The organism is Arthrobacter sp. NPDC057388 (assembly GCF_042668165.1).
Taxonomy (GTDB): Bacteria; Actinomycetota; Actinomycetes; order Actinomycetales; family Micrococcaceae; genus Arthrobacter.
Genome location: NZ_JBHVBL010000075.1, coordinates 1 through 10,589 on the forward strand (window position 1 = coordinate 1; position 10,589 = coordinate 10,589).

Annotated in this window: 11 protein-coding genes; 10 read left to right on the forward strand and 1 reads right to left on the reverse strand. The window is 68.1% G+C overall.

What is annotated here, in order from left to right; all coding sequences use genetic code 11:
- Positions 1 to 521 (reverse strand): hypothetical protein (locus ACFUTU_RS20610; protein ID WP_377967714.1); only part of this gene is annotated, 521 nt, incomplete at its 3' end.
- A 36-nt stretch (positions 522 to 557) separates the two neighbouring features.
- Here ACFUTU_RS20610 and ACFUTU_RS20615 point away from each other — a divergent pair.
- From ACFUTU_RS20615 to ACFUTU_RS20660, 10 genes are all read left to right on the forward strand, one after another.
- On the forward strand, positions 558 to 1,487 hold the full coding sequence (locus ACFUTU_RS20615; protein WP_377967716.1) for a hypothetical protein: 930 nt from the start codon (positions 558 to 560) through the stop codon (positions 1,485 to 1,487).
- Between the two features lie 6 nt (positions 1,488 to 1,493).
- Positions 1,494 to 2,486 (forward strand): HAD-IIA family hydrolase, encoded by a 993-nt coding sequence (locus ACFUTU_RS20620; protein WP_377967718.1) that lies wholly within the window; start codon positions 1,494 to 1,496, stop codon positions 2,484 to 2,486.
- 9 nt (positions 2,487 to 2,495) lie between these two features.
- Positions 2,496 to 2,813, forward strand: a complete 318-nt coding sequence (locus tag ACFUTU_RS20625; protein WP_377967720.1) for a hypothetical protein — start codon at positions 2,496 to 2,498, stop codon at positions 2,811 to 2,813.
- Between the two features lie 2 nt (positions 2,814 to 2,815).
- Positions 2,816 to 3,628: a TlyA family RNA methyltransferase gene (locus ACFUTU_RS20630; RefSeq protein ID WP_377967722.1), complete on the forward strand. Its 813-nt coding sequence runs from the start codon at positions 2,816 to 2,818 to the stop codon at positions 3,626 to 3,628.
- A gap of 13 nt (positions 3,629 to 3,641) precedes the next feature.
- Positions 3,642 to 4,667, forward strand: coding sequence for an NAD kinase (locus tag ACFUTU_RS20635; RefSeq protein ID WP_377967724.1), 1,026 nt, complete (start codon positions 3,642 to 3,644; stop codon positions 4,665 to 4,667).
- Between the two features lie 3 nt (positions 4,668 to 4,670).
- Entirely contained in the window at positions 4,671 to 6,410 is a 1,740-nt protein-coding gene (gene recN / locus ACFUTU_RS20640; protein WP_377967726.1) for a DNA repair protein RecN, read from the forward strand.
- A gap of 110 nt (positions 6,411 to 6,520) precedes the next feature.
- On the forward strand, positions 6,521 to 8,275 hold the full coding sequence (locus ACFUTU_RS20645) for a CTP synthase (RefSeq protein ID WP_377967728.1): 1,755 nt from the start codon (positions 6,521 to 6,523) through the stop codon (positions 8,273 to 8,275).
- A 47-nt stretch (positions 8,276 to 8,322) separates the two neighbouring features.
- Entirely contained in the window at positions 8,323 to 8,985 is a 663-nt protein-coding gene (locus ACFUTU_RS20650; protein WP_377967730.1) for an NUDIX domain-containing protein, read from the forward strand.
- Positions 8,985 to 10,025 (forward strand): site-specific tyrosine recombinase XerD, encoded by a 1,041-nt coding sequence (gene xerD / locus ACFUTU_RS20655; RefSeq protein ID WP_377967732.1) that lies wholly within the window; start codon positions 8,985 to 8,987, stop codon positions 10,023 to 10,025. The genes ACFUTU_RS20650 and xerD overlap by 1 nt, the downstream gene beginning before the upstream one ends.
- A gap of 37 nt (positions 10,026 to 10,062) precedes the next feature.
- Positions 10,063 to 10,554 (forward strand): 8-oxo-dGTP diphosphatase, encoded by a 492-nt coding sequence (locus ACFUTU_RS20660; protein WP_377967734.1) that lies wholly within the window; start codon positions 10,063 to 10,065, stop codon positions 10,552 to 10,554.
- Positions 10,555 to 10,589: the final 35 nt, after the last annotated feature.

Here is a 10,589-nt window from a genome sequence, read left to right on the forward strand (position 1 = left end):
GGTTTGGTGATCGTGACCGTAAGCCGTTTGGTGACCGTCCGCGTCGTGAGGGCGACGGCGGTGGCCGTGGTTTTGGTGGCGGCGAGCGTAAGCCGTTTGGTGACCGTCCGCGCCGCGACGGCGAGGGTGACCGCCGTGGTTTTGGCGGCGGTGAGCGCCGGCAGTTTAGTGATCGTGACCGTAAGCCGTTTGGTGACCGTCCACGCCGTGACGGTGAGGGCGACCGCCGCAGCTATGGCGGCGGAGACAATCGCCGCCCCTTCGGTGACCGCCAGGACCGTGCACCGCGCGAGGACCGCGGCGGCTGGCAGGACCGCGCACCGCGAGAGGACCGTGCACCCCGCGGTTTTGACCGTGGCGACTCCGGGCCCCGCCAGTTCGGCCGCGACAGGGGAGAGGACCGCCCCGCCCGCGTGCCCAACGCCCGCGATCTCCGCAGCGCCAACCGCCCGGACCGTGAGCGTTCTCCCGAGATCGACGAGGACGTCACTGGCAAGGAACTTGACCGCGCCACTCAGCACCAGATCAAGACCCTGGAATCCAAGAGTGCGGAGTGGGTGGCCCGCCACCTGGTGATGGCCGGACGGCTCCTCGATGAAGAGCCCGAACTGGCGTTCCAGCACGCCCTCGCCGCGAGCCGCCGCGGCGGCCGCCTGGCCGCCGTGCGTGAGGCCGTCGGTCTCACGGCGTATGCCGCAGGACACTATGGGGAGGCGCTGCGGGAATTCCGCACCTACCGCCGGATCAGCGGTTCGAACGTCCACCTGCCCGTAATGGCCGACTGCGAACGCGGCCTGGGCCGGCCCGACAGGGCCCTTGATGTGGCCCGTTCCGAGGAGGCCCAGGACCTCGACGCGCCCGGTAAGGTGGAGCTGGCCATTGTCGCCTCCGGTGCCCGCGCAGACCTCGGTCAGCTGGACGCCGCCGTGGCGGAGCTGGAGATTCCGCAGCTGGACATCAACCGCGCCTTCTCCTACAGCCCGCGTCTGTTCCGGGCCTACGGTGATGCCCTGACTGCCGCCGGCCGCGAAGCCGAGGCCGGAAAGTGGCAGCGGCAGGCCGTCGTGGCGGAAGAAGCCCTGGGGCTTGGCATGGCCGAGGAACCGGACATCATCGACCTCGGCTGGGACGAGGAAGAGGAAGCCCGCGAAGAGGCCGAACGCCGGAAGCGGATTGCGCAGGCCGCAGGCACCGCAACCCAGGATAGTGCAGCGCAGGACGACGCAGCGCGGGACGACGTTTCCGGCAGCCAGGCAGCCTCCAGCATCAGCACCGAGGAGGAAGCTGCGGGGCAGCGTCCCTCAGCGGACGCGGCGGACGAGAACCTGGACGACGCCGAAGCGGACTACTTCGAATCCGATGACGCCGAGTCCGACGAGGATTCCGCAGAACCTGACGATGACACCGAAGCCGACCTCCAGGACGCGGACGCCGAACACACCGGACACCAGGACGCCGAGGGGCGCCAGAACAGTGCAGAGGACTAATCCGGCATGAACGACACAGAACTGATTTCGCGTTTCGACGCCCTGCTGGCCGACCTTGACGGAGTGGTCTACCGGGGTCCGCATGCCATCCCCGGGGCTGTGGAGTCACTGCAGCGGCTGGACGGGATCGGCGTCGGCCTGGGCTACGTCACGAACAACGCCTCCCGTACCCCGGCCCAGGTGGCGGCGCACCTGCGTGAGCTCGGCGCTCCCGCCGAGGACCACCAGGTGGTGAGCTCCTCCCAGGCCGGCGCTGACCTGTTGGCGTCCCTGCTGCCCGCAGGGGCCGCCGTCATGATCACCGGCAGTCCGGCACTGGCCCACGAGGTTGAGCTCGTTGGGCTGAAGCCGGTGCACAGCGCCGAGGAGAACCCGGTGGCGGTGGTACAGGGCTTCAACCCGGCCATCGGCTGGAAGGAGCTCGCCGAAGCGTCCTTCGTCCTGGCAGACGCCGATGTGCTGTGGGTTGCGACGAACACCGACATGACCCTCCCGCAGAACCGGGGAACGGCTCCGGGCAACGGCTCCCTGGTTGCTGCCGTCTCGGCCGCAACCGGCCGGCAGCCCCTCGTCGCCGGCAAGCCGGAAGCCCCGCTGTTCCACGCGGCGGCCAAGCGCCTGTCGTCGGACCGGCCGCTGGTTGTTGGTGACCGCCTCGACACCGACATCCTGGGCGGCAACCGGGCCGGCTTCGCCACGGTGGCGGTGCTGACCGGCATCGACACCGTGGAATCCATGCTGGCAGCCAAGACTGACGAGCGGCCGCGCTACATCATTCACGACCTGACCGGCCTGTATGAGCCCTATCCGGAAATTAATGGCGACGGCGGGACGTTCCGTTGCGGGAATGCCTCGGCCACCGTTGACGGCAACGCCATCCGCATCGCCGGGGCCAAGGACGACCTCGATTCGTGGCGTGCGGCCTGCGCGGCATGGTGGACGGCCCGGCCGGACGCCGACATCCCCACGGCTCCCGAACTCGAATGGCTGGATCAATAGACTGGTGCCATGCCCGAGTTGAATAACGACGCGCCCGGAGCGGGAGCCGCGGATCTTATCTGGCCCGAGCTGGCGCTGCCCGCCAACGGCCCGGATAACGGCCCGGACAGCAGCGGCCCGGACAGTGGAGTCGCAGACCCCGCGGTCCGAACCATCCTGGAACAGGTTCGCGAAGTTCAGGGGCTCCCCGTTTCGGAGCACCCGGCCGTCTATGCCGGCATTCATGATGCCCTGCTGGAGGCCCTGAATGAGGAGCCCCAGTATGAGGAGCCCCAGCATGAAGAGCGGAAGCACGACAAGCCGCGGCCGGGACCGGGTGCCGCCTGACCATGCCCAGACTCGACCAACTGCTTGTCAGCAGGGGACTGGCGCGCTCCCGCACGCATGCCGCCCGGCTCATCGCCGAGGGCAAGGTGACTTCCGGCGGCGATGTCCTGGCCAAAGCGTCGCTCCAGGTGGGCGATGACCGTGAACTGAACGTCGCCGAAGATGCGGCGGACGCGTACGTCAGCCGGGCCGGCCACAAGCTGGCCGGAGCGCTCGACGCGTTCCCTGCCGTCGCCGTCGAAGGCAAACGGTGCCTTGACGCCGGTGCCTCCACGGGCGGCTTTACCGATGTCCTGCTTCGGCGGGGCGCCGCGCACGTGGTGGCGGTCGACGTCGGGCACGGCCAGCTGGTACCGCAGCTCCGCAGCGATCCGCGCGTCAGTGTGCACGAGGGGCTGAACGTCCGCTACATGGAACCCGGCCAGATCGGCGGCCCGGCACAGGTCACGGTTGCCGACCTGTCCTTTATTTCCCTGACGTTGGTGCTGGCCCCGCTGGCAGCCTGCACCGCCCCGGGCGGCGACCTGGTCCTTATGGTCAAGCCCCAGTTCGAGATCGGCAAGGAGCGGCTCGCCCGCACCGGAGTGGTCACCTCGGAGCGCGAACGGCGCCTGGCTGTCGGTAAAGTGGCGGGGGCGGCGCTCGACGCCGGACTGGAACTGCGGGGGCTGGCCACCAGCCCGCTGCCCGGCCAGGACGGAAACGTCGAGTACTTCCTGTGGATAACGCAAAGAATGTCCGAAGACTTGCCTAAGATCGAAGAGCGGGACGCAGCCGTGGCTGCGTTGCTGGGAAAGATCTGGCCGAACCACTAGAGAGCGGAACGCGATGAGCAGGCGTGTACTGGTACTTGCCCACACCGGTCGCGAGGAATCCCTAAAGGCGGCCTGGGAGGCGTGCGCCCAGCTCCATGCCTCCGGCATCATCCCCGTCATGCAGAAGTCCGAACTGGCCGACATGGAGGGTTTCTTCGGACAGATGGAGCAGCCCGTCGAGATCCTCCACGACCATATCCAGCTTCCCGACGTCGAACTTGTCATGGTGCTGGGCGGAGACGGGACCATCCTGAGGGCGGCCGAGCTGGTCCGCGAAGAGGACGTGCCGCTGCTGGGCGTGAACCTTGGCCACGTCGGTTTCCTCGCCGAAAGCGAGCGTGCGGACCTCGCCCAGACAGTCGAATGGATTGCCAGCCGTGAATACACGGTGGAGGAGCGCATGACCATCGACGTCCAGGTCTGGGTCCGCGGCCAAAAGATCTGGCACACCTGGGCGCTGAACGAGGCCGCCATCGAAAAAGGCGACCGGGAACGGATGCTCGAACTGGTCACCGAAGTGGACGAGCGCCCGCTGACCTCCTTCGGCTGCGACGGCGTGGTGCTCGCGACACCCACCGGATCCACCGCCTACGCCTTTTCTGCCGGCGGGCCAGTGGTGTGGCCCGAGGTTGAGGCCCTCCTCATCGTGCCCATCAGCGCGCACGCCCTCTTCGCCAAACCGCTGGTGGTCTCGCCGCGGTCCCGGCTGGCCGTCGAAGTCCTCAACCGGACGGACGCCCTGGGCGTCCTGTGGTGCGACGGCCGGCGTTCCGTGGACCTGCCGCCCGGCGCCCGCGTGGAGGTCACCCGGTCCTCCACACCCGTCCGCCTGGCGCGCACTCACCAGACGCCGTTCTCCGCCCGGCTGGTCCGCAAATTCGAGCTCCCCATCCATGGCTGGCGCGGTCCCGTGCCGCAGTCCGAACAGATCCACACCGGTCCCGTGCCGATCGTCCGCACGCCCCGGACCATGCCGCCGCCCCCGGGCGTTCGGCCGTACGAACCCGGTTCAGAATCCGATCCTCCGACTGAAAAGTGAACCATGCTTGAAGAACTGAGAATCCGCGATCTCGGCGTCATCACCGACGCCACACTGCCGCTGGGCCCGGGGCTCAGCGTGGTCACCGGCGAGACCGGTGCCGGCAAGACCATGGTGGTCACCGCCGTCGGGTTGCTGCTGGGAGCACGGTCCGACGCCGGCGCCGTGCGCAGCGGCGCCAAGAGCGCCTCCGCGGAAGCGGTGGTGCAGCTGCAATCCGGGCACCTCGCGCTGGAACGCGCCAGGGACGCCGGGGCTGAGGTTGAAGAGTACGACGGCGGTGCGGAACTGCTGCTGTCCCGCCGCCTGGGTGCCGACGGACGGAGCCGGGCCTTCCTTGGCGGCCGTGCCGCCCCGGTGGGCGTGCTGGCCGAAATCGGTGAGTCGCTGGTGGTGGTGCACGGCCAGACGGACCAGATCCGGCTCAAGGGTGCTGCGGCACAGCGTGAGGCCCTCGACAAGTTCGCGGGGGACGGCCTGGCGTCGTCGCTCGCCGGCTTCCAGGCCCTCTACAGCTCCTGGAAGTCCAGCCAGGCAGAGCTGGACTCGCTCCGCAGTGCGGAACGCGAGCGGCTTCGCGAGGCCGAGTCCCTGGAAGCCGCGCTGGTGGAGATCGATGCCATTGACCCGCAGGCGGGGGAGGACGAGGCGCTCAAGGCCGAGTCGGTGAAGCTGGCCAACGTTGAGGAACTCCGGATCGCGGCCAGCACAGCGCACCAGGCCCTCATCGCCGAGGACTTCGGCGAGGCCGGCGACGCGACATCGCTCGTGGATGCCGCCAAGCGGACGCTGGAGCACGTGGCCGAGCACGACGAGGAACTGGGCTCGGCAGCAGCCAGACTCGCCGAAGTGGGATTCCTGCTCAACGACATCGCCACGGAGCTCGCCAGCTACCAGGCGGGGCTGGACTCGGAGGGGCCCGAGCGCCTGGCCGAGATCGAGGAACGCCGGGCGGCACTGGCCAAACTCGTCCGGAAGTACGCCCCCAGCATCGACGAGGTCCTTGAATGGGCGGAAAACGCCCGCGCCCGCTTCGACGAACTGCAGGGAGACTCCACCCGGATCGAAAACCTGGAGGCCGAGGTGGCCCGGGCCGCGGCCGAGCTGAAGAAGCAGGCCGCGGCCATCAGCAAGGTCCGCGCCAAGGCCGCCAAGGACCTTTCCGCCCGGGTCAGCGCCGAGCTGAAGGCACTCGCCATGGCTGACGCCACCCTGGTGATCACCATCGAACCCGCAGCCCAGCTGGGGCCCCACGGCGGTGATGAGATCTCGTTCCTGTTGCAGCCGCACTCCGGCGCCCCCGCCCGGCCGCTGGGCAAGGGCGCGTCCGGCGGTGAACTCTCCAGGGTCATGCTCGCCATCGAGGTGGTGCTGGCTGCTGTCGACCCCGTGCCCACGTTCGTCTTTGACGAGGTCGACGCCGGCGTGGGCGGCCGTGCCGCCGTCGAGATCGGCCGCCGGCTGGCCATGCTGGCCCGGCATGTGCAGGTTCTGGTGGTGACGCACCTGCCGCAGGTGGCGGCCTTCGCCGACCAGCACATCCGTGTGACCAAGAACTCTGTCCGCGGCGCCGACGGCTCCACCGCCAAAGGCTTCACCTCCAGCGACGTCCAGCTCCTGGACGAAGCGGAGCGCGTGAAGGAACTTGCCCGGATGCTCGCAGGCCAGGAGGACTCCGAAACCGCGCAGGCACACGCCCAGGAACTGCTGGACGACGCCAAGCTCCTGCCGCAGCAGGCGTAAGGCCGGGTCCGGTTCCCATCAAAGGCCATGCCTGCCCTTGCCGGGAGCGCCCGGACAGGGAAAACTGAAGCCTTTGGGGAGGCATACCCGATCCGTGGAAGGCTCAATTGATGATAGGCTCGAATTCCGTGGTGCAGCGATCAAATTCCCGTGTAAATTCCCGGTTCCCGGGCTCGTCCAAGACAAAACACATCTTCGTCACCGGCGGTGTGGCGTCCTCGCTAGGCAAGGGACTGACGGCCTCCAGCCTCGGACACCTGCTGCGGGCACGCGGCCTGTCTGTAACTATGCAGAAGCTCGATCCCTACCTGAACGTGGATCCGGGCACGATGAACCCCTTCCAGCACGGCGAGGTTTTCGTCACAGACGACGGTGCTGAAACCGACCTCGACATCGGACACTACGAGCGCTTCCTCGACGAAAACCTTGAGGGCTCGGCCAACGTGACCACCGGCCAGGTCTACTCCACGGTCATCGCCAAGGAACGCCGCGGCGAATACCTCGGTGACACGGTCCAGGTCATCCCGCACATCACCGATGAGATCAAGCGCCGGATGCGGCTTCCTGCCGAGGGCAAGAACGCACCGGACGTCATCATCACGGAAATCGGCGGGACCGTCGGCGACATCGAGTCGCAGCCCTTCCTCGAGTCCGCTCGCCAGGTCCGCCAGGACATCGGCCGGACCAACGTCTTTTTCCTCCACGTTTCACTGGTCCCGTACATCGGTCCTTCGCAGGAACTGAAGACCAAGCCCACGCAGCACTCCGTGGCCGCCCTCCGCTCCATCGGCATCCAGCCGGAAGCCATCGTGATCCGCTCGGACCGCGAAGTGCCCGAGGCCATGCGCGAAAAGATCGGCCGCATGTGCGACGTCGACATCGACGCCGTGGTCAACGCCGCCGACGCCCCCAGCATCTACGACATCCCGAAGACGCTGCACACCCAGGGCCTGGATTCGTACATCGTCCGGGCACTGGACCTGCCGTTCAAGGACGTGGACTGGACCAGCTGGGACAAGCTCCTCGAGGCGGTCCACAACCCCAAGCACGAGGTCGAAATTGCCCTGGTGGGCAAGTACATCGACCTCCCGGACGCATACCTTTCCGTCACGGAGGCCCTGCGCGCAGGCGGCTTCGCCAACAACGCCAAGGTCAAGATCCGCTGGGTTCCGTCCGACGAATGCGAAACCCACGAGGGCGCAGTACGCTCCCTCGAGGGCGTGGACGCCATCTGCGTTCCGGGCGGCTTCGGCATCCGCGGCCTGGAAGGCAAGTTGGGCGCCCTGAAGTTCGCCCGCGAGTCCCGGCTGCCCGTCCTGGGCCTGTGCCTGGGCCTGCAGTGCATGGTCATCGAGTACGCCCGCAACGTCGTCGGCCTGGAAGGTGCCTCCTCCAGCGAGTTCGAGCCGGACTCCAAGTACCCGGTCATCGCCACGATGGAAGAGCAGCTGGAATTCGTCGAGGGCCGCGGCGACCTCGGCGGCACCATGCGCCTTGGCCTGTACGAGGCCAAGCTGGACGAGGGCTCGGTCATCGCCGAGACCTACGGCAAAACCACCGTCAGCGAACGCCACCGCCACCGGTACGAGGTGAACAACAAGTACCGCGAGCAGATCGCCGCCGAGGGCCTGGTGTTCTCCGGTACGTCGCCTGACGGCAAGCTGGTGGAGTACGTGGAGCTGCCCCGCGAGGTGCACCCCTACTACGTGGCCACCCAGGCGCACCCGGAACTGAGCTCACGGCCCACCCGGCCGCACCCGCTCTTTGCCGGACTCGTCAAGGCCGCCCTGGACCACCAGGGCGGCAGCGCCGGGAACACTTTCGAACCCGCCGCGGCCGGCTCCGCCGAAGCCACGGCAGAGTAGAACCCGGCAGAGTAAACCCACAGCACCCATAGAGTAAGGACGGCGCGATGCCCGGTAATTCTGAAAACACCCCTGCTGGCCGGCAGGTTTCGGATGCGCCGAGCCCGCGCCGTCTGCTCTCCCGGGAGCGGGTCTACAACGGCCGGATCTGGGATGTGGTGAGCGACAGCTTCAAGCTCACCGCCGAGGGTGACCCGCTGGTCAGGGACTACATCGAGCACCCCGGTGCCGTCGCCATCCTCCCCATGAACGACGACGGCGAAGTGCTCCTCATCAAGCAGTACCGCCACCCCGTGGGCATGGACCTGTGGGAGATCCCCGCGGGCCTGCTCGATGTCGAGGGGGAGGACTTCCTGGTGGGCGCCGCCCGCGAGCTGGCCGAGGAAGCGGACCTGATCGCCAGCAAGTGGAACGTCCTGGTGGACTTCTTCAACTCGCCCGGCTCCTCCAGCGAGGCAATCCGCATCTACCTCGCCCGCGGACTCACCGAGGTCCCGCATCACGAACTGCACGTCCGCACGGACGAAGAGGCTGAAATCGAGCTCCACTGGATCCCCTTGGAGGAGGCCGTCTCCGCAGTTCTGGAGGGACGCCTGCACAACCCGTCTGCCGTCGTCGGAATCCTCGCTGCTGCCGCCGCCAAGGCGGAGGGCTTCAACGGACTGCGGCCGGGCGACGCCGACTGGCCGGCGCACCCCAGCCAGCGCTGATGTCCGCGGACACAGCCGCACCGGAAGGCTCTCCGGCCCCCGAAACGGACAGGGCGTCACGGCTGGTGAAGGCAGGCACGGAAACGGTGCCGCCGGAACGGCCCCGCACGGCCATTGACCGCGGCGTGACCGATTACCTGCAGCACATGGGCGTGGAACGGGGCCTGGCTGCGAACACCCTGTCCGCCTACCGCCGGGATCTCGCCCGCTATTCGGCCTACCTCGCGGGCCAGGGCCTCGGCAGCCCGGCTGAGATCACCCGCCACCACGTAACGGGCTTTGCGCAGGCGCTCTCCGACGGCGCCGACGGCGGCACTCCGCTGGGGGTGCGGTCCGCGGCGCGGACCGTGGTTGCCGTCCGCGGTCTGCACCGCTTCTGGGCGCTGGAAGGAACGACGACGGCGGACCCCGCCAGTGATGTCCACCCGCCAATGCCCGGCAAACGGCTGCCCAAGGCCATCACGGTGGACGAGGTCACCAGGATCCTGGAAGCCGCCGGCACAGACACTGCAACGGGCCTTCGCGACCGGGCACTGCTGGAATTCCTGTACTCCACCGGAGCGCGGATCAGCGAAGCCGTTGGGCTCGACGTCGACGACCTCTCCGTCCAGGCCGCCGAATCCGGACCGGCCATCGTTCGGCTGTTCGGCAAGGGCTCCAAGGAACGCCTCGTTCCCCTCGGATCCTTCGCGGCCCGCGCCCTCGACGCCTACCTGGTCCGGGGCCGCCCGCTGCTCGCGGGTAAAGGCAAGGGCACGCCCGCGCTGTTCCTGAACGCCAGGGGAGGGCGGATCAGCCGGCAAAGCGCCTGGACCATCCTGAAGGCCGCCGCGGACAAGGCACAGATCACCAAGGACGTCTCCCCGCACACGCTGCGGCATTCCTTTGCCACCCACCTGCTCGAAGGCGGGGCGGATGTCCGCGTGGTCCAGGAACTGCTCGGGCATGCCTCGGTGACCACCACGCAGGTGTACACACTGGTCACCGCGGATACGCTGCGCGAAGTCTACGCGGCGGCCCACCCCAGGGCCCTGGGATAAGGCGGGACGGGGTGCCGGCACCGTTAGGCTGGTCCTTATGACCTCCGTGCCCGTTACCCTCTGCTTTCTCCTGCGGGAACACCCGGAAGCAGGGCCCGAGGTACTCCTTGGCCTGAAGAGGACCGGCTTCGGAACAGGGAAGATCGTTGGGCTCGGCGGCCACGTGGAGGCCGGTGAGACTGATGCCCAGGCGGCCTGCCGGGAAGTGCTGGAGGAAGCCGGCGTCGTTGTCCTCGAGGAGGACCTGTCCGACGCCGGGACGGTGGAATTCGTCTTTCCCGCCCGCCCCGACTGGAACATGTCGACCCGCCTTTTCACGACCCGCCGGTGGGCCGGGGAACCCGTTGAGAGCTCCGAGATCATTCCCGAGTGGTTCCTGGTTTCCGCGCTTCCGCTGGAACGGATGTGGCAGGACGCCGAGCACTGGCTGCCGCCGGCTCTGTCCGGAAGCGCCGTCGACGCCGTCATCACCTTGAACGACGACAATGAGACTGTCGCCTCCGCAGAATATTCCTTCCGGGCGGTGTAGCCGCCATAAACAACGCCGGGCCGGCCACCGAAAGG

Bases quoted from the DNA above. Each gene is read 5' to 3' on its own strand.
- xerD (WP_377967732.1), top strand. From the start codon at position 8,985: ATGTCCGCGGACACAGCCGCACCGGAAGGCTCTCCGGCCCCCGAAACG.
- recN (WP_377967726.1), top strand. From the start codon at position 4,671: ATGCTTGAAGAACTGAGAATCCGCGATCTCGGCGTCATCACCGACGCC.
- ACFUTU_RS20630 (WP_377967722.1), top strand. From the start codon at position 2,816: ATGCCCAGACTCGACCAACTGCTTGTCAGCAGGGGACTGGCGCGCTCC.
- ACFUTU_RS20650 (WP_377967730.1), top strand. From the start codon at position 8,323: ATGCCCGGTAATTCTGAAAACACCCCTGCTGGCCGGCAGGTTTCGGAT.
- ACFUTU_RS20620 (WP_377967718.1), top strand. From the start codon at position 1,494: ATGAACGACACAGAACTGATTTCGCGTTTCGACGCCCTGCTGGCCGAC.
- ACFUTU_RS20660 (WP_377967734.1), top strand. From the start codon at position 10,063: ATGACCTCCGTGCCCGTTACCCTCTGCTTTCTCCTGCGGGAACACCCG.
- ACFUTU_RS20645 (WP_377967728.1), top strand. From the start codon at position 6,521: ATGATAGGCTCGAATTCCGTGGTGCAGCGATCAAATTCCCGTGTAAAT.
- ACFUTU_RS20625 (WP_377967720.1), top strand. From the start codon at position 2,496: ATGCCCGAGTTGAATAACGACGCGCCCGGAGCGGGAGCCGCGGATCTT.
- ACFUTU_RS20635 (WP_377967724.1), top strand. From the start codon at position 3,642: ATGAGCAGGCGTGTACTGGTACTTGCCCACACCGGTCGCGAGGAATCC.